The sequence below is a fragment of the Stenotrophomonas sp. YJH_SMC_33 genome (genome assembly GCF_059372295.1).
In genome coordinates this window covers 35,830-53,981 of the sequence record NZ_JCAFVJ010000011.1, presented here as the reverse complement: position 1 = coordinate 53,981, position 18,152 = coordinate 35,830, and the positions used below count along the sequence as shown (strand labels likewise).

Annotated in this window: 19 protein-coding genes; 12 read left to right on the top strand and 7 right to left on the bottom strand. The window is 67.0% G+C overall.

Going from position 1 to position 18,152, the window contains the following annotated elements; genetic code table 11:
* Nucleotides 1-17: 17 nt before the first annotated feature.
* The 5 genes from smc to AC5P9W_RS15810 form a co-directional block, all read right to left on the bottom strand.
* Nucleotides 18-3,521, bottom strand: a complete 3,504-nt coding sequence (smc, locus tag AC5P9W_RS15830) for a chromosome segregation protein SMC (protein WP_019660369.1) — start codon at nt 3,519-3,521, stop codon at nt 18-20.
* 260 nt (nt 3,522-3,781) lie between these two features.
* Nucleotides 3,782-4,231: a 50S ribosomal protein L9 gene (gene rplI / locus AC5P9W_RS15825; protein WP_021202733.1), complete on the bottom strand. Its 450-nt coding sequence runs from the start codon at nt 4,229-4,231 to the stop codon at nt 3,782-3,784.
* A gap of 104 nt (nt 4,232-4,335) precedes the next feature.
* The gene (rpsR, locus tag AC5P9W_RS15820) at nt 4,336-4,566 is read right to left on the bottom strand and encodes a 30S ribosomal protein S18 (RefSeq protein ID WP_002804494.1); all 231 of its coding nucleotides are present in this window, start codon (nt 4,564-4,566) and stop codon (nt 4,336-4,338) included.
* An 11-nt stretch (nt 4,567-4,577) separates the two neighbouring features.
* On the bottom strand, nt 4,578-5,015 hold the full coding sequence (gene rpsF, locus AC5P9W_RS15815) for a 30S ribosomal protein S6 (RefSeq protein WP_005410228.1): 438 nt from the start codon (nt 5,013-5,015) through the stop codon (nt 4,578-4,580).
* Between the two features lie 217 nt (nt 5,016-5,232).
* Nucleotides 5,233-5,571: a HesB/IscA family protein gene (locus AC5P9W_RS15810; protein ID WP_019660371.1), complete on the bottom strand. Its 339-nt coding sequence runs from the start codon at nt 5,569-5,571 to the stop codon at nt 5,233-5,235.
* 128 nt (nt 5,572-5,699) lie between these two features.
* On the opposite strand from AC5P9W_RS15810, the gene asnS reads away from it, so the two are divergent.
* The 12 genes from asnS (at nt 5,700) to AC5P9W_RS15750 (ending at nt 16,205) form a co-directional block, all read left to right on the top strand.
* On the top strand, nt 5,700-7,094 hold the full coding sequence (gene asnS / locus AC5P9W_RS15805) for an asparagine--tRNA ligase (protein WP_021202732.1): 1,395 nt from the start codon (nt 5,700-5,702) through the stop codon (nt 7,092-7,094).
* A 30-nt stretch (nt 7,095-7,124) separates the two neighbouring features.
* A complete protein-coding gene (locus AC5P9W_RS15800; protein ID WP_005417403.1) occupies nt 7,125-7,424 on the top strand; it encodes a hypothetical protein in 300 nt (99 codons plus the stop codon).
* A gap of 7 nt (nt 7,425-7,431) precedes the next feature.
* Nucleotides 7,432-7,746 (top strand): hypothetical protein, encoded by a 315-nt coding sequence (locus AC5P9W_RS15795; protein WP_019660373.1) that lies wholly within the window; start codon nt 7,432-7,434, stop codon nt 7,744-7,746.
* Between the two features lie 7 nt (nt 7,747-7,753).
* Nucleotides 7,754-8,392, top strand: coding sequence for an FMN-binding negative transcriptional regulator (locus AC5P9W_RS15790; protein WP_021202731.1), 639 nt, complete (start codon nt 7,754-7,756; stop codon nt 8,390-8,392).
* Between the two features lie 72 nt (nt 8,393-8,464).
* Entirely contained in the window at nt 8,465-9,127 is a 663-nt protein-coding gene (gene can / locus AC5P9W_RS15785) for a carbonate dehydratase (RefSeq protein ID WP_005417406.1), read from the top strand.
* 19 nt (nt 9,128-9,146) lie between these two features.
* Nucleotides 9,147-9,668, top strand: coding sequence for a 3-hydroxyanthranilate 3,4-dioxygenase (locus tag AC5P9W_RS15780; protein WP_026347065.1), 522 nt, complete (start codon nt 9,147-9,149; stop codon nt 9,666-9,668).
* A 167-nt stretch (nt 9,669-9,835) separates the two neighbouring features.
* Nucleotides 9,836-11,110 carry a kynureninase gene (kynU, locus tag AC5P9W_RS15775; protein WP_019660376.1) on the top strand — a complete coding sequence of 425 codons (1,275 nt, stop codon included), beginning with the start codon at nt 9,836-9,838 and terminating at the stop codon, nt 11,108-11,110.
* A gap of 31 nt (nt 11,111-11,141) precedes the next feature.
* Nucleotides 11,142-12,509 carry an FAD-dependent oxidoreductase gene (locus AC5P9W_RS15770; protein ID WP_021202730.1) on the top strand — a complete coding sequence of 456 codons (1,368 nt, stop codon included), beginning with the start codon at nt 11,142-11,144 and terminating at the stop codon, nt 12,507-12,509.
* Nucleotides 12,509-13,948: an exodeoxyribonuclease I gene (sbcB, locus tag AC5P9W_RS15765; RefSeq protein ID WP_495219351.1), complete on the top strand. Its 1,440-nt coding sequence runs from the start codon at nt 12,509-12,511 to the stop codon at nt 13,946-13,948. Before AC5P9W_RS15770 ends, sbcB begins: the two co-directional genes overlap by 1 nt.
* Nucleotides 13,945-14,631, top strand: a complete 687-nt coding sequence (locus AC5P9W_RS15760) for a DUF2461 domain-containing protein (protein WP_021202728.1) — start codon at nt 13,945-13,947, stop codon at nt 14,629-14,631. Before sbcB ends, AC5P9W_RS15760 begins: the two co-directional genes overlap by 4 nt.
* On the top strand, nt 14,631-15,611 hold the full coding sequence (locus tag AC5P9W_RS15755) for an aldo/keto reductase (protein WP_021202727.1): 981 nt from the start codon (nt 14,631-14,633) through the stop codon (nt 15,609-15,611). Before AC5P9W_RS15760 ends, AC5P9W_RS15755 begins: the two co-directional genes overlap by 1 nt.
* A 42-nt stretch (nt 15,612-15,653) precedes the next feature.
* Complete coding sequence (locus AC5P9W_RS15750; protein ID WP_021202726.1) at nt 15,654-16,205, top strand: DUF2939 domain-containing protein; 552 nt, start codon at nt 15,654-15,656, stop codon at nt 16,203-16,205.
* A 61-nt stretch (nt 16,206-16,266) separates the two neighbouring features.
* On the opposite strand, the gene AC5P9W_RS15745 is transcribed toward AC5P9W_RS15750, so the two are convergent.
* On the bottom strand, nt 16,267-17,211 hold the full coding sequence (locus tag AC5P9W_RS15745; RefSeq protein ID WP_021202725.1) for a 5'-nucleotidase: 945 nt from the start codon (nt 17,209-17,211) through the stop codon (nt 16,267-16,269).
* A 47-nt stretch (nt 17,212-17,258) separates the two neighbouring features.
* Nucleotides 17,259-18,032 carry an NAD kinase gene (locus tag AC5P9W_RS15740; protein ID WP_021202724.1) on the bottom strand — a complete coding sequence of 258 codons (774 nt, stop codon included), beginning with the start codon at nt 18,030-18,032 and terminating at the stop codon, nt 17,259-17,261.
* Between the last annotated feature and the right edge of the window lie 120 nt (nt 18,033-18,152).

Here is an 18,152-nt window from a genome sequence, read left to right as displayed (position 1 = left end):
GTAACTAGGATGGCACGTCAGGCCGCGCCCGCCAATCGCGCGGCCTCTTCCAGGTCCACGCTGACCAGGCGGCTGACGCCTGGCTCACGCATGGTCACGCCGGACAGCTGGTGCGCGGCCTCCATCGTCGCCTTGTTGTGGCTGACGAACAGGAACTGCACCTTCTCGCTCATTTCCTTGACCATGTTGGCCAGGCGGCCGACGTTGGCTTCGTCCAGCGGTGCGTCCACCTCATCCAACAGGCAGAACGGCGCCGGATTCAGCTGGAAGATGGCGAACACCAGCGCCACCGCGGTCATCGCTTTCTCACCGCCGGACAGCAGCGAGATGCTGGACACGCGCTTGCCCGGCGGGCGCGCCATGATGGTCACGCCGGTATCGAGCAGGTCTTCACCGGTCAGCTCCAGGTAAGCATGGCCGCCGCCGAACAGGCGCGGGTACAGCGCCTGCACGCCGGCGTTGACGCGGTCGAAGGTGTCCTTGAAGCGGCCGCGGGTCTCGCGATCGATCTTGCGGATCGCGTCTTCCAGGGTTTCCAGCGCTGTGGTCAGGTCGGCGTGCTGCGAATCCAGGTAGTCCGAGCGCTGCGACGCCTCGCCATACTCGTGGATGGCCGCCAGATTGACCGGCTCCAGCCGGCGCATTCGAGCATCGATCTGGTGGACCGCCTGCTCCCAGTCGCCCAGGCGGGCATCCTCGGGCAGTGCGTTGAGCACGTCCTGCAGCACGAAGCCGGCCTTTTCCACCGCCGCTTGCAGGGTGTCGGCACTGAGCACCAGCGCCTGCTGGTCGAGCTTGCGCTGCGAAATGCGCTCGCGCTGGACCAACGCCTGCTCGTCGCGCTGGTGGCGGGTCTGCTCGTAATTGCGCAGCTCAGCGTCGATGCCGTCCAGCAGCGTTCGCGCCTCGGTCAGCACGCGATCGGCGCGCACACGCTCTTCCAGCGCATTCTGGTGCTCAGCCTGCAGTGCTTCGATCGGCGAATCACCTTCGTCCAGCTGCGAATGCAGTTCGCCCAGCCGCGAATCCAACTGTCCACGTTGGGTGCCCATGCGTTCCAGCGCCTGGCTCAACGAGGCCAGCTGCGCCCGCTGCGATTCCAAAGTCAGGGCCAACGAATGCGCGCGCTCGCGTACCGCGCGGGCGGCATCGCGGGCCAGGTCGCGGGCTTCGGTCAGCTGGCGGCGTTCGCCCTCCAGCCGCTGCCGGGTCGACTCCAGGTCGCCCATGCTGCTGACCGCACTCTCCAACCGCGAGCGTGCTTCACGCGCCTGCTCGTTGTTGGCTTCAATGGTTTCCTGCAGCTGCTTCAGCTCGCCTTCGATGCGGTCGATGCGCGTGCGCGCCGCCTCCACCTTGCCCTGCTGGCCCTGCAACTGGCCGGCCAGTTCGGAGACCGCACGATGGGCCTGGTACAGCGCGCGCTGCGCGTCTTCACGCTGCTGTTCGGCAGCGTGCAGCTGCTCACGGAAACCGGCCAGCTGTTCTTCCAGCTCGGCCTCGCGGTCCTGCAGCTGTTCGATCTGCTCGCGAAGCTCCTGGATCTCGCGTTCGCGCAGCAGCGCACCCTGCTGGGCCGCGCCGGAGCGCGATACGCGCAGCCAGCCCTGGCCCAGGCGCTCGCCACCCTGGGTGATGACCGAATCACCTTCCGGCAGGCTGCCCTGCAACGCCTTCGCTTCGGAAAGGTCCTTGGCAGCATGCAGGTGTGCCAGCAGGCGACGGATCGCCACCGGGCCACGCACGCGCGCGGCCAGCGAGGTCGGGGCGACCTTCAGCTCGTCATCGCCGTTGGCGACCAGCGCAAGGTGACCATCGCCGAGCTCACCCAGGGCATCGACCAGGCTGGCCGGGTCATCGACCAGCACACCTTCGATCAAGTGGCCGAGCGCGCTTTCCACCGCGTTTTCCCAGCCGGCATCCACGTCGAGGCGCTCGCCGACACGCGCCGCAGAATCCAGCCCCCGCGCCTTCAGCCACGCGACTGCCGCGCCCTGCTCCTGGCCCAGCGCGGCCTGCTGCAGGGCCTCCAGCGAGGCCAGGCGGCCACGCAGGCCGTTGGCCTGCTTGCGCAGTTCGGCCAGTTCGTTCTGGCCATTGCGCTGCTGTTCCTGCACCGCCGCCACGCCCTGCTTGCGCAGCTCGACGTCTTCGCTCAGCTCATCCAGCGCAGCCTTCTGCGTGTCGTGTTGCAGGTGCAGCTGCTCGAAGGCCTCTTCCAGCGCATCCACATCCAGCCCGGCGCGCTCGGCGGCCAGGGCCTCACGACGCCGGTCGGCATCGAGGATCTGCTTGTCCAGATAGTCCACGCGCGTGCGCTCGACATCGCCGGCGCGCGAGGCTTCCGAACTCTGCGAGGTGTGCTGTTCCCAGCGCTGCTGCCAGCTGGCCAGCCGCTCTTCGGCCTCGCGCAGGCTTTCCTGCTTGATCTCGTTTTCTTCCTGCAGTGCTTCCAGCTGCGGAGTGGCGGCCTCCACCGCCTCACGCAGCACCCTCAGCCTGGCCTCATCACCGCTGATGTGCTGCCCCAGTTCGGCCAGGGCCTGCTGGGTTTCATCGCGTGCCTTGTGCAGGCGCTGCGACAACTCGCGCTGGTGCTGGATCTGCTGTTCCAGGCGCGCCAGCGTACTGCCAACCTGGTAGACCGCCGCCTGTGCGGTGTTGAGCGCGTCGGCAGCCTCTTCGCGCCGCGCGCGCGAGGTTTCGATGCGGGCTTCGGCATCACGCTGGTCGGCGATCAGCTGCTGCAGCCGCGTTTCTTCCTGCGACAATCCTTCGCGCAGCTTGGACAGGCGTCCGTCGAGGCCGCGGAATTCCAGCGCCTTCCACTCGGCGTCCTTGACCCGGCGCTCTTCCTGCAGGGCCTGGTACTGCTCGGCCTGCTTGGCCTGGCGCTTGAGGTGCTCCAGCTGCTTGCTGATCTCGTCGCGCAGGTCGCCCAGCCGGTCCAGGTTCTCGCGGGTGTGGCGGATGCGGGTCTCGGTCTCCTTGCGGCGCTCCTTGTACTTGGAGATGCCGGCCGCCTCTTCCAGGTACACGCGCAGGTCTTCCGGGCGTGCCTCGATGATCTGGCTGATCATGCCCTGCTCGATGATCGAGTAGCTGCGCGGCCCCAGGCCGGTGCCGAGGAACAGATCGGTGATGTCGCGGCGACGGCACTTGGTGCCGTTGAGGTAGTAGTTGCTGGTGCCGTCGCGGCTGACCGTGCGCTTGACCGAGATTTCGTTGAACGAGGCGTACTCGCCCGAGATCGTGTGGTCGGAGTTGTCGAAGATCAGCTCGACGGTGGCCTGTGACACCGGCTTGCGGGCATTGGACCCGGAGAAGATCACGTCGGTCAGCGAGTCGCCACGCAGGCGGCTGGCCGAGCTCTCGCCCATGACCCAGCGCACAGCGTCGATGATGTTCGACTTGCCGCAACCATTGGGCCCCACCACGCCGGTCATGTTGGTCGGCAGGTGCAGGGTGGTCGGATCGACGAACGATTTGAAGCCGGACAGCTTGATCGTGGAAAGACGCATAGGGGTTCCGGACTGGGGCCGGCAAGCGGCCTGCGTTTACCCTCCAAGTCATTGATCCTGTTGGGATCGATGACCGTGGAACGGGTGTGACGCCCTGAGTATACCGATGTGGCCGTGTTCTACGAATGGACGTGGAACATTGTCCAGCCCTGCCCCGTCGGCCCGGCCGGCCTCGACACCCTGGAGCGGGAGCCATAAAACAAAACGGGCACCCTTGCGGGCGCCCGTTCTGCGGTGATGCCAGGCCTTGCGGCGTGGGATCAGGCTTCGGCGACGACGACGACCTTGACGGTGGTCTCGACGTCGGCGTGCAGGTGGATCAGCACGTCGTATTCGCCGATGTTGCGGAAGGCGCCTTCGCCCAGGATGACTTCGCTCTTTTCCAGCGGCAGGCCGGCGGCGGTGAAGGCCTCGGCGATGTCGCGCGGGCCAACCGAGCCGTACAGCTTGCCTTCGGTCGAAGCGTTGGCGGCGATGGTCACGCTCGCGCCTTCCAGCTTGGCCTTGCGGCCTTCAGCGTCGGCGTGGATGGCCTGGGCCTTGGCTTCGTATTCGGCGCGCTTGGCTTCGAACTCGGCCTTGTTGCTCTCGGTGGCCGGCACGGCCTTGCCCTGCGGCACGAGGAAGTTGCGGCCGTAGCCCGGCTTCACATCAACCAGGTCGCCCAGGTTGCCGAGGTTGGTGACTTTCTGCAGGAGGATCAACTGCATGGTATTGCTCCAGATAAGTTATTCGTTAGCGAGGCAACGCCCCGCAACAAAGGCTGTCCGAATAGCTGGCACAGCGGGGGCGGCGTCGGGCCGCCCCGCCTGCATCAGACGTCGTGGTTGTCGGTGTACGGGATCAGGGCCAGGAAGCGAGCGCGCTTGACGGCGGTCGCCAGCTGGCGCTGGTACTTCGACTTGGTACCGGTGACGCGGCTCGGCACGATCTTGCCGTTCTCGGTCAGGTACTGGCGCAGGGTGTTGAGATCCTTGTAGTCGATCTCCTTCACACCTTCAGCGGTGAACTTGCAGAACTTGCGGCGACGGAAGAACTTGGACATGGGAAGGCTCCTTAGGCGGCGGAAGCGGCGTCGTCGCCGGCTTCGTTGTCAGCGGTGTTGTTGGACTCGCCTTCTTCGTCGTCACGACGACGGCGCTCACCGCGCTCCGGCTTGTCACCCTTCTCGTCCTTGCTCTTCATGATCAGCGACTGCTCGGTGTCAGCCTCGTCACGCTTGATGACCAGGTTGCGCAGCACGGCGTCGTTGAAGCGGAAGCTCTCGGTCAGTTCGTTCAGAACGGCCTGGTCGGCTTCGATGTTCATCAGCACGTAGTGGGCCTTCACCAGGTTCTGGATCGGGTACGCCAGCTGGCGGCGGCCCCAGTCTTCCAGACGGTGGATGGTGCCGTTGCCGTTCTCGACCAGCGACTTGTAGCGCTCGATCATGGCCGGGACCTGCTCGCTCTGGTCCGGGTGGACCATGAACACGATTTCGTAATGACGACTCATGTTTTTTTCTACCTTTCGGATGTGGCCTTGCGGCCGGACAGCCCCCCGCCGTTGAGACCGCGGTGGGGCAAGGGTTCCCGCCAGGGAGGCAGGAAGCCGCGCATTATGGCGCAGATGGGGTGGCCGGGCAACCGGTGGGCCACCTGACACCCTGAACCGGGGGCGAGCGCCCAACCCGGGTTGGGCGCTACCAGAACGATCAGGCCCCGGCCGGCCGTCAGGCCTTGTCGGCGTCAGTGGTGAAGCTCTCGCCGCAGCCACACTCGGCGGTGGCGTTCGGGTTGCTGAACGTGAAGGTCTCGCTCAGGCCGTGCTTGCCGAAGTCGATCACGGTGCCGTCCACCAGCGCCAGGCTCTTGGCGTCGACATAGATCTTCACGCCGTCCTGCTCGAACACGGTATCGCCCTCGCGCTCATCGCGGGCCAGGTCGGTGATGTGGCCCCAGCCGGAGCAGCCGGTCCTGGTCACGCCGAAACGCAGGCCCAGCGCGCCGGGGGTCTGGGCGACAAAGCGCTGCACGCGCTCGAAGGCAACGGGGGTCAGGCTGACGGCCATGGGGCTACTCCAGAGGTACGGGGACATTATAAGGAGCTGTGGCCGCGAAAAATGCCTCGCAAGCAGAACGCTGCAACCGGTAAACTCCCGTGTTCACAGATCGAGTCGATCAGCAGAGGATTCAAGTCATGACGGTGGTCAGCGTTGAACATGCGCTTGCCGGGAAGATCCCGGAAGGCGGCGAAGTCACGGTACGCGGATGGGTGCGCACGGTGCGCGGTTCAGCGAATCTGGCCTTCGTGAATGTGAGCGACGGCTCCTGCTTCGCCCCGATCCAGGTCGTGGCCAACGACACCCTGGGCAACTTCGACGAGATCAAACGCCTGACCAGCGGCTGCTCGGTCATCGCCACCGGTACCCTGGTGAAGTCGCAGGGCAAGGGCCAGTCGTTCGAGATCCAGGCCAGCACGCTTGAAGTGGTCGGCTGGGTCGAAGACCCGCTCACCTATCCGATCCAGCCCAAGCCGATGTCGCCGGAGTTCCTGCGCGAAGTGGCGCACCTGCGCCCGCGCACCAACCTGTTCGGGGCGGTCACCCGCATCCGCAACTGCCTGGCCCAGGCCGTGCACCGCTTCTTCCACGAGAACGGCTTCAACTGGATCAGCACCCCGATCATCACCACCTCCGACGCCGAAGGCGCCGGCCAGATGTTCCGCGTGTCCACCCTGGACATGGTGAACCTGCCGCGCGACGAGAAGGGCGCGATCGATTTCAGCCGCGACTTCTTCGGCAAGGAAACCTTCCTGACCGTGTCTGGCCAGCTGAACGTCGAGGCCTATTGCCTGGCGCTGAGCAAGGTCTACACCTTCGGCCCGACCTTCCGCGCCGAAAACAGCCACACCACCCGCCACCTGGCGGAGTTCTGGATGATCGAGCCGGAAATCGCCTTCGCCGACCTGGCCGAAGACGCACGCCTGGCCGAAGAGTTCCTGAAGTACCTGTTCCGCGCGGTGCTGAACGAGCGCAGCGACGACCTGGCCTTCATCGCCGAGCGCGTGGACAAGAACGCGATCACCAAGCTGGAAGATTTCATCAACGCACCGTTCGAGCGCATCGACTACACCGATGCGGTCAGCCTGCTGCAGAAGTCCGGCAGGAAGTTCGACTTCCCGGTGGAATGGGGCCTGGACCTGCAGACCGAGCACGAGCGCTGGCTGACCGAGGAACACGTCGGCCGCCCGGTGGTGGTGACCAACTACCCGGAGCACATCAAGGCCTTCTACATGCGCCTGAACGACGACGGCAAGACCGTTGCCGCGATGGACGTGCTGGCCCCGGGCATCGGCGAGATCATCGGCGGCAGCCAGCGCGAAGAGCGCCTGGACGTGCTGGATGCGCGCATGGCCCAGTTCGGCCTGGATCGCGAGCACTACAGCTGGTACCGCGATTTCCGCCGCTATGGTTCGGTGCCGCACGCCGGCTTCGGCCTGGGCTTCGAGCGCCTGGTGGTCTACGTCTGCGGGCTGTCCAACATCCGCGATGCGATCCCCTACCCGCGCGCCCCGGGCAGCGCGGACTTCTAAGCCCCAAACGACCACGGAGGTGCTGCCCCCATGACCCTGTTCTTCGCCCTCTGTTTCGTTGGCGTTGCAGTGGCCGGGTTCAGTGCCTTCGTGATCTTCTGGCCGCTGACCCTGGTGCACGTGCGCGACCGCCATCCGGCGCTCGCCGAGCGCTTCGGCAGCGGCGCCTTCCTCAAGCCCGATGCCCTGGCCTGGCTGCTGCGCCGCGACTATCGCCAGCAGCCGGACCGATCATTGTCCGGGCTGGCGACGCCGGCCTGGGTATCGCTGCTGACCCTGCTGGCCGGACTGGGCATGGCTGCCCTGCTCTGGCTGGCCTCGCTCTGGTAACACATCCATGAATGACATCACCACTTCGCGCGACAGCTGGTGGCTGGCCAGCCTCGGCAACACCCTGATCTGGGCACGCCTGCGGGTGCGCCCTGCCGGCACCGCCGAAGTGCTCGACAGCGACGGCAACACGCTGAGCTATGACAGTGAAGACACCGCCCGTTCGCAGCTGTTCGACGCTGAATTCGTCGAGTATGACGGCCTGGACGAGGAGGACGCGCTGGTGCGCGGCTTCAGCCTGCACGAAGTGCAGCCGCCGCAGGCCGACAGCGACGAGGGCCTGCGTGGCCGCATGATCCAGTCGCTGGGCGGGCGCGCCTGACCCTGGCATGTTCACCCCGCGCGCCTTCGCCGAGACCGACCTGCTCTGGCTGGACCGCCTGCTGGCGCGCGATCCGTTCGTCAGCGTGCTCACCCCGGGCAGCGATGGCCTGCCGGAGCTGACGCGGATGCCGGTGTTGTACCGGCGCGAGGGCGAGCGCATTGAGCTGCGCGGGCACTGGGCCCGCGCCAACCCGCAGTCGCGCCACAGCGGTGCGGCCAAGGTACTGGTCGATGGCCCGCACGGCTACGTCTCGGCCAGCTGGTATCCGGACAAGGAGCCCGCCGCGCGGGTGCCGACCTGGAACTATGCGGCCGCCGAGCTGCGCGGCCAGCTGCACACCTTCGACGACACCGATGCGCTGGCCGAACTGGTCGGCGCGATCAGCGACCGTTTCGAAGCCAGCGTCGGCCAGGCCTGGCGCTTCGATGCCGCGCGCGCCGAACACGGCGCGGAGCTGCGCGCCATCGTCGGCTTCCGCTTCCAGGTTGAACACGTGCAGCTGAAGCTGAAGCTGAGCCAGAACCACCCCGATGCGAACCAGCGTGCCGTGATCGCCGAACTGGAACAGCTGGGCACCCCTTCCTCCACCGAGTTGGCGCAGTGGATGCGCTGGCACCGCGAACAGGCCACCCCCAGCGGCTGAACGCCCCCGATTCCCGCGACGACGCAGCCGGACGGCTGCGGCGCGCCCCCACCCGACGCCAGGCATCCGAACATGAAAGACATCCACAAGCTGCTGCAGAACAACCGCGACTGGGCCGACCGCATCGAGAAGGAAGACCCGGACTTCTTCCACCAGCTGGCCAAGCAGCAGCATCCCGAGTACCTGTGGATCGGCTGCTCCGATTCACGAGTTCCGGCCAACCAGATCATCGGCATGGCACCCGGCGAAGTGTTCGTGCACCGCAACGTTGCCAACGTGGTCGCCCACACCGACCTGAACTGCCTGAGCGTGGTGCAGTACGCGGTGGACCAGCTGAAGGTCAAGCACATTCTGATCGTCGGCCATTACGGCTGCGGCGGCGTGCACGCCTGCCTGCACAATACCCGCGTCGGCCTGGCCGACAACTGGCTGCGCCACGTCGGCGACGTCGTTCAGAAGCACCAGGGCATCCTCGATGCGATCGAAGACGATGAACTCAAGCACGCCCGCCTTTGCGAGCTGAACGTGATCGAGCAGGTCGCCAACCTCTGTCGCTCGACCATCGTGCTGGACGCCTGGGCCCGCGGCCAGAAGCTGATGGTGCATGGCTGGGTGTACAGCCTGAAGGACGGTCGCGTGCGTGAAATGGGCATCGACGTAGGCTCGCTGGAAGAGCTGCAGCCGGCATATGAGAAGGCACTATCCTTCGTGCCGCGCAAGGGCCGTCGCGACTGATCCCCCACGGATGACCACCATGCTCGCTTCGCCGATCAACCTGCACGCCTGGATCGAAGAGAACCGCCACCTGCTGAAGCCGCCGGTGGGCAACAAGATGATCGACAACGGCGATTTCATCGTGATGGTGGTCGGCGGGCCGAATTCGCGCACCGACTATCACTACGACGAAGGCCCGGAGTGGTTCTACCAGCTCGAGGGCGAGATGGTGCTGAAGGTGCAGGAGGACGGTGCGGTACGTGACATCCCGATCCGCGCCGGCGAGGTCTTCCTGCTGCCGGCGAAGGTGCCGCACTCGCCGCGCCGCCCGCCCGGGGGCATCGGCCTGGTGGTCGAGCGCAAGCGCCTGCCGCACGAGAAGGACGGGGTGATCTGGCACTGCGAACGCTGCAACCACAAGCTGCACGAAGAGTTCTTCGCGCTGCAGAACATCGAGACCGACCTGCCCAAGGTGTTCGCGCGCTACCACGCCAGCCTGGAACTGCGCACCTGCAGCCAGTGCGGGCACGTGGATCCGCTGCCGGTGCCGGCGGCGGGCTGAAAGGCCGGTGGGCATGGCGATTGCTGTTACCTCCGCCGGGCACGGCCCGGCGCTACCGATGCGCGTGATCCCCAGGTAGCGCCGGGCCATGCCCGGCGAGCGCGCCGCGCGGCAGGCACGCCGCCAAGCGCTACACTGGCGGTCCCGTTGCAGCCTGTTGCCCGACCATGTCCGACCTGCTCAGCCGCACCCACGCCATTGCCCTGGACGCCGCCGATCCGCTGCGTCCGATGCGTAACGAATTCCTGATTCCGCGCCATGGCGGCGGCGAGCAGACCTACTTCGTCGGCAACTCGCTGGGCCTGCAGCCGCGTGGCGCTCAGGCCGCGGTGCAGGAAGTGATGAAGCAGTGGGGCGAGCTGGCGGTGGAAGGCCACTTCACCGGCCCCACCCAGTGGCTGTCCTACCACCGCCTGGTGAGCGCGCAGCTGGCCCGCGTGGTCGGTGCGCTGCCCAGCGAAGTGGTGGCGATGAACACGCTGAGCGTGAACCTGCATCTGATGATGGTCAGCTTCTACCGGCCGACCACGCAGCGCCCGGTGATCCTGATGGAAGCCGGCGCATTCCCGACCGACCGCCACGCGGTCGAAGCACAGATCCGCTTCCATGGCTTCGACCCGGCCCAGTGCCTGGTGGAAGTGCAGCCGGACGAAGCCAACGGCACGATCTCGCTGACCGCGATCGAACGCGCCATCGCCGAGCACGGCCCGCGCCTGGCGCTGGTGCTGTGGCCCGGCGTGCAGTACCGCACCGGTCAGGCCTTCGACCTCGATGCAATCACCCGCGCCGCACGCCTGCAGGGGGCGCGCATCGGTTTCGACCTGGCGCATTCGGTGGGCAACCTGCCGCTGCGCCTGCATGACGTGGCGCCGGACTTTGCGGTGTGGTGCCATTACAAATACCTCAACAGCGGCCCGGGCGCGGTTGCCGGCGCCTTCGTGCACGAGCGCCACCATCGCGACACCACCCTGCCCCGATTCGCTGGCTGGTGGGGCCATGAGGAAGCCACCCGTTTCCAGATGGCACCGCAGTTCACCCCGGCCATCGGTGCCGAAGGGTGGCAGCTGAGCAATCCGCCCATTCTGGGGCTGGCACCGTTGCGCGCCTCGCTGGACCTGTTCGAGCGAGCCGGCATGGACGCGCTGCGCAGCAAATCGCTGGCGCTGACCGGCATGCTCGAAGCACTGGTGCGCGCACGCCTGCCGCAGGTGCTGGAGATCATCACCCCGGCAGACCCGCAGCGCCGCGGCTGCCAGTTGTCGCTGCGCGTGATCGGCGGCCGCGAGCGCGGGCGCGCCCTGTTCGAGCACCTGCGCAGCATCGGCGTGCTCGGCGACTGGCGCGAGCCCGACGTGATCCGCATCTCGCCCACCCCGCTCTACAACCGCTACCTGGACGTGCACCACTTCGTCGAGGAAGTGGAAGCCTGGGCCGGCCTTTGAGCCGGACCCTCCCCTACTGCTGGACAGTTCGTTGATCGCACACGCCTCCCGCTCGTTGAGCATTATCGGTGCCGGCCTCGCCGGCTCCCTGCTGGCCATCCTGCTGTCACGCCAGGGCTGGCGCATCACCTTGTACGAACGCCGCGGCGATCCGCGCGTGGCCGACTACGAGAGCGGCCGCTCGATCAACCTGGCGCTGGCCGAGCGTGGGCGCAACGCCCTGCGCCAGGCCGGTGTGGAAGACGAGGTGATGGCGCGCGCGGTGATGATGCGCGGACGCATGGTGCATCCACGCGACGGCGAACCGCAGCTGCAGCGCTATGGCCGTGATGACAGCGAAGTGATCTGGTCGATCCACCGCAGCGACCTGAACACCACGCTGCTGGAACTGGCCGAACAGGCAGGGGCCACCGTGCATTTCCATCGCCGCCTGCACACCGTTGATTTCGATGCCGGCTACGCCCGCTTCATCGATGACCGCGATGACAGCCCGCACGACATCCGCTTCGACACCCTGATCGGTGCAGACGGTGCCGGTTCGGCGCTGCGTGCGGCAATGAACCGGCGCGCGCCGCTGGGCGAGGACATCGCCTTCCTCGATCACTCCTACAAGGAGCTGGAGATTCCGCCGGCCGAAGACGGGGGCTTCCGCATCGAGCGCAACGCGCTGCACATCTGGCCACGCGGCCACTACATGTGCATCGCCCTGCCCAATCATGAAGGCACCTTCACCGTCACCCTGTTCCTGCCCAACCAGGGCGATCCCAGCTTTGCCACGATCAATACCGGTGCGCAGGCCGAGGCGCTGTTCGCTCGCGAGTTCGCGGACGCGCTGCCGCTGATCCCGAACCTGCGCGTGGATTGGGAACAGCACCCGCCGGGCCTGCTCGGCACGCTCACCCTGGAGCGCTGGCACCAGCAGGGTCGCGCCGTACTGATCGGCGACGCCGCGCATGCAATGGTGCCGTTCCACGGCCAGGGCATGAACTGCGCGTTCGAGGATTGCGTTGCGCTGGCCCGTCACCTGATGGAGGCGGATGACCTGGAAAGTGCGTTCGCTGCGTTCGAGGCCGAGCGCAAACCCAATGCACGCGCGATCCAGCAGATGGCGCTGGAGAACTACCTGGAAATGCGCGACCGCGTGGCCGATCCCTCGTTCCTGCTGCAGCGCGAACTGGAGCGGGAACTGCAGCGGCGCTGGCCGACCCGCTTCGTACCGCACTACACGATGGTCACCTTCCTGCACACGCCGTACGCCGAAGCGCTGCGCCGTACCGAACTGCAGCGCGATTTGCTGGTGGCGGCCACGGTCGGCCACGAGTCGCTGGACAACATCGACTGGGCGGCGCTGGAAGCGCAGATCCACGCGCAGCTACCGGTCCTGGAGGGTGCGCACTGATGGCTGACAGCTTCCTGTTCTACGACCTGGAAACCTTCGGCCAGGATCCACGGCGCACCCGCATCTCGCAGTTCGCCGCCATCCGCACCGACGCCGGCCTCAACGAGATCGACACACCGGTCAGCTTCTTCGTGCGCCCGGCCGATGACCTGCTGCCCTCGCCGATGGCCACCCTGGTCACCGGCATCACCCCGCAGCAGGCCTTGGCCGAAGGCATCAGCGAGTCCCAAGCCTTCGACCGCATCAACGAACTGATGTCGCGACCCGGCACCTGCGCCCTGGGCTACAACACGCTGCGCTTCGACGATGAATTCGTCCGCTACGGCCTGTTCCGCAACTTCCATGACCCATACGAACGCGAGTGGCGCAACGGCAATTCGCGCTGGGACCTGCTGGACATGCTGCGGCTGATGCGCGCGATGCGCCCGGATGGCATCCAGTGGCCGCTGCGCGAGGACGGTGCCACCTCGTTCAAACTCGAGCACCTGGCCGAAGCCAACAACGTGCGCGAGGGTGATGCGCACGAAGCGCTATCCGACGTGCGAGCCACGATCGGCATGGCACGGCTGTTCAAGCAGTCGCAGCCGCGCCTGTGGGACTACGCCCTGAAGCTGCGCGACAAGCGTTTCGTCGGCAGCCTGCTGGATGTCACCGCGATGACGCCGGTGCTGCACATTTCCATGCGCTACCCCGCCAGCCGTCTGTGCGCGGCGCCGGTGCTGCCGTTGGCCGTGCACCCGACGATCAGCAACCGGGTGATCGTGTTCGACCTGGACGGCGACATCGACGACCTGCTGGCCCTGCCGGCCGTGGTGATCGCACAGCGCCTGTACCTGCGCGCCAGTGAACTGCCCGAGGGCGTGGCACGGGTGCCACTGAAGGAAGTGCACCTGAACAAGGTGCCCGCCCTGGTCGCATGGAACCACCTTCGTGGCGACGACCACGCGCGCCTGGGCCTGGACGTGGCCGCGATCGAGGCCAAGGTTGAACGGCTGCGCGGGTTCGCCCCTCAGCTTGCCGAGAAGGCGCGCCAGGTCTACAACCAGCCGCGCGCGGCCACCGTGGCCGACGTCGATGCCTCCCTGTACGACGGCTTCCTCGGCAACGGCGACAAACCGCTGCTGGCGCTGGCCCGCACGACCGCACCGGAGCAGTTGGCTGCGCTGGAAGGCCGCTTCCGCGACCCGCGCCTGCCGGAACTGCTGTTCCGCTACCGTGCGCGCAATCATCCGGACAGCCTCGCGCCGGCTGAACGCCAGCGCTGGCAGGATTACCGGCGCCAGCGCCTGCTGGGAGACGGCGGCCTGGGCGAACTCAACCTGCCCCAGTACCAGCAGCAGCTCGATGCGCTGGCCGCCGAGTCGCCCGACGACGCGCGGCGCCAGGCCCTGCTGCAATCGTTGCGCGACTGGGGCCAGCACCTGCAGGAGACCTTGTGAGTACCTATTTCTCGGACGCCAGCTTCAAGTTCCTGCGCAGCCTGGCGCGCCACAACGAAAAGGCGTGGTTCAACGACCACCGCCAGCAGTACGAAGAGCATGTGCGACAGCCGTTCCTGCGCCTGTTGGGTGATCTTCAGCCAGCCCTTGCCGAGGTCAGCGAACACTTCCGCGCCGATACCCGCGGCGTCGGCGGCTCACTGTTCCGCATCCACCGCGACGCGCGTTTCTCCAACGACAAATCGCCTTACAAGACCTGGCAGGGTGCGCGCCTGTTCCATGAGCGCCGTCGCGAAGTGGCCGCGCCCTCGTTCTATGTGCACCTGCAGCCAGGCGAGAGCTTTGTCGGTGCCGGCCTGTGGCACCCGGAACCGGAAACCCAGCGCCGCGTGCGCCACTTCATCCTCGACAATCCGGGCAGCTGGAAGGCCGCGGCCCATGCACCTGCGCTGCGCAGGCGCTTCGAGTTCGAGGAGAGCGAAAAGCTGGTGCGTCCGCCGCGCGGCTTCCCGGCCGACTTCGAGTTCATCGACGACCTCAAGCACCGCAACTGGGTGATGTGGCGCCCGCTGGATGACGCCACCATGACCGGCCCACGCCTGCTGTCCACGCTGGGCAAGGATCTGGCCGCACTCGGCCCGTTCGTCGACTATCTGTGCGCAGCGCTGGACCTGGAGTTCTGATGCCGTTGGCGCACCAACGGCGCACGCTGGGCCGCACCGGCCTGGCGGTTTCGCCGGTCGGCCTTGGGTGCTCCGGCTTCTGGGGGCATCGGCGCTTCCCGGAGCAGTCGGCCGCGCACGTCGTCGAGCATGCACTGGCACGGGGCGTGAACCTGTTGGACACCGGTCACAACTACTCCGGTTTCCACGCCGAGCCGCGGCTGGGCCGCATCCTGCGCTCCTTGCTCAAGCAATACCCGCGCGATTCGCTGGTGATCTCCAGCAAGGGCGGCACGCTGACCGGCCAGGCCGGCGTCAGCGGCGCCGAGCAGCGCAATTTTTCGCCAGCGGCCATCACCTCCAGCTGCGAAGCCTCGCTGCGCAACCTCGGCCTGGATTACCTCGATATCTACCAGCTGCATGGTGCCAGCCAGCACGACATCAACGATGACCTGCTGGCCGCGCTGCAGCGACTGCGCGAACGCGGGTTGATCCGGCATACCGGCATCAACACGCACACGGCGTCGACCCTGCACTGGATGATCGACCATCCCACGCTGTTCGACGTGGTGCTTCTGGACTACAACGCCCTGCAGCAGGATCGTGAACCTCTCATCGACCGGCTGCACGCGGCCGGTATCGGCGTGCTGGCCGGCACCGTGCTGGCGCAGGGCCACCTGCTGCCATCACGGGCCCGCCTGCCGCGCCCGGCCGACGCCTGGTACCTGGCCAGAGCCTGGCTGAAGCCGAGCAGCCGCTCCCTGATGCACAGCGCACGCCGGATGCGCCACACCATCGCCGCCATCCACAGCCAGCGCCCCGCCCAGACCGCGTTTGCCTACGCCCTGGGCCATCCCGGCGTTGCCAGCGGCATCCTCGGCACCACCCGAACCCGCAGCCTGGACGAAGTGCTGGCGACGCGGCTGGAGGCGCTGACTCCGGCGGAACGGCAACGGCTGGTCGATGCCTTCGGTGATGGCCGTGGTTCGCCCAGTCAGTGAGTCTTCACCCGGCACTGCCGCCGTTGCGGCAGTCTGTCCGCCATGAAGAAACTCTCCGCACTGGTTGTGCTGCTGGTCCTGGCCCTGGCGGCCTGGTGGTTCGGCGGCCCCTACCTGACCGTCAATGGCCTTTCCAAGGCCATCGAGCAGCGCGACACCGCGCGCCTGGAACGCTACGTCGATTTCCCGCGCGTGCGCAGCAGCCTGCGCGCGCAGCTCAATGACTACCTGGTGCGCCAGGCCGGCCCGGACGTGGCGGCCAGTCCCTTCGGTGCCCTGCTGTACGGGCTGGGCGACCAGCTGGGCGGTGCCGCGGTGGACACCATGGTGACCCCCACCGGGATCGGCGCGATGCTGCAGGGCCACGTGCTGTGGAAGCGCGGCCGCAATGAACTGCAGGGCGGCGATGCCTTCGGCCCGACCGAACCGGCGCGACCGTTGAAGAATGCCGAACACCATTTCGAAGCGCTGGACCGCTTCGTGATCGATGTCGATCGCGGTCCGGGCCAGCCGCCGATGAAGGTGGTACTGGAGCCGCAGGGGCTGCGCTGGAAGGTGGTGGATCTGCAGCTGGGGATGTCGGGCAGCCCTTGATCGGACCCGTGGCCTGACGGCAGTGCCAACCAACGGTTGGCACCTGCCGGTCGAATCCGCCCTATCCCTCGTTGGCGACGCCGTGCGGTACGTGGCCGGCAGCCACATGCTCGCGGGCGCTGTCGATGTTGTGCTGCGAATCGTCGAAGAAGATGTCAGCGCCGAACGCCTGCAGGAACGGCCCCTTGTGCCGGCCGCCGAGGAACAGCGCTTCGTCCAGGCGCACGCCCCACTCGCGCAGGGTGCGGATCACCCGCTCATGGGCCGGCGCCGAACGCGCAGTCACCAGTGCGGTACGGATCGGCGCGCTCTCGCCGGCAGGGAATACTTCCTGCAGCGTGTGCAGCGCTGACAGGAAGCCACGGAACGGACCGCCGCTGAGCGGCTCGCGGGCCCGTTCGCGCTCATGGCGGCCAAAGGCTTCCACGCCCTGCTCGCGCGAAATGCGTTCACTCTCGTCACCAAAGATCACCGCGTCACCGTCAAAGGCGATGCGCAGCTGCCCGGCAGGGCGACCGATGTCGATCTGGTCGGCCGCTGCGGCTGCGGTCTCGCCAGGCGGCTTGGGCAGGATGGTCGCCGCCGCGATGCCATGGCGCAGCGCGCTGCGCACCGATTCGGGGTTGGCCGACAGGAACAGGTCGGTGCCGAACGGCTTCACGTAGGGCCAGGTCGGCTCGCCGGCGGTGAACGTCGCGCGGATGATGCCCAGGCCATAGTGCTGGATCGAATTGAAGATGCGCAGGCCGGTGTCGGCCGAATTGCGCGACAGCAGGATCACCTCGACCCGCGGGTCCTCCGGACTGGCGCCCTGGTTCAGGGCCAACAGCTTGCGCACTACCGGGAAGGCCACGCCAGGCCCGAGGATGTCGTCCTCATGCTGGCGCTGGAATTCTGCATAGGCCGCCACGCCATCGCTCTCGAACAGCGCATGGCTTTCCTCGAGGTCGAACAGCGCGCGCGAGGTGACCGCGACGGTCAGCAAACGGGGGGAGTTGTCGCCCATCGGTGGGGGTCCTTCAAGCGGTCGGCAGGGCCGGCCGCCCATTGTCCTCAAAAAACGAACTGTTCGCTCAGGATCCGGTCTTCCAGGTTGTGTTCCGGGTCGAACAGCAGGGTCACGCGCCGGTCCCTGGACTCGCGGATGGTCACCTCCACTACGTCGCGGGTCTCGTGCGAGTCAGCGGTGACGCTGACCGGACGCTTGTAGGGATCGAGCACGCGGAAGCGCACTTCGGTATCGGCCTTGAGGATCGCCCCGCGCCAGCGTCGCGGCCGATATGGGGCCAGCGGCGTCAGCGCGATGGTATGCGACCCCAGCGGCAACACCGGGCCGTGCGCGGAATAATTGTAGGCAGTGCTGCCGGCCGGGGTGGCGACCAGCACGCCGTCACCGATCAGTTCGGCCACGCGCTCCTGGCCGTTCAGGTCGATGCCGATATGCGCAGCCTGCCGGGTCTGGCGCAGCAGTGAAACATCGTTGTAGGCCAGCGACCCGGTACTGGTGCCCGATTCGGTCAGCGCCACCATCTCCAACGGGCGCAGGTTGGCCGGTTCGGCACGGGCGATGCGCGCCTGCACGTCATCGTCGCCGCGGTACTGGTTCATCAGGAAGCCCACGGTGCCCAGCTTCATGCCGAACACCGGCTTGCCCAGGTGCCCGTGCCGGTGCAGGGTCTGCAGCATGAAACCGTCGCCCCCCAGCGGGCAAAGCACGTCGGCCTGCTCAGGCGCGTGATCGCCATAACGCGAGATCATCGCCGCGCGCGCCATCTGCGCCGGTTCGGTGTTGCTGGCCAGGAAAGCGATGCGGGGGGTGTCGCTCATCGGGGGATCCGGGTGGGTGTGCCAGCAAGAGCATACCCGGTAGTGCCGGCCGCTGGCCGGCAGCTTCAGCCGATAACGGTTCATGCAGTTGCCGGCCAGCGGCCGGCACTACCAAGGCAA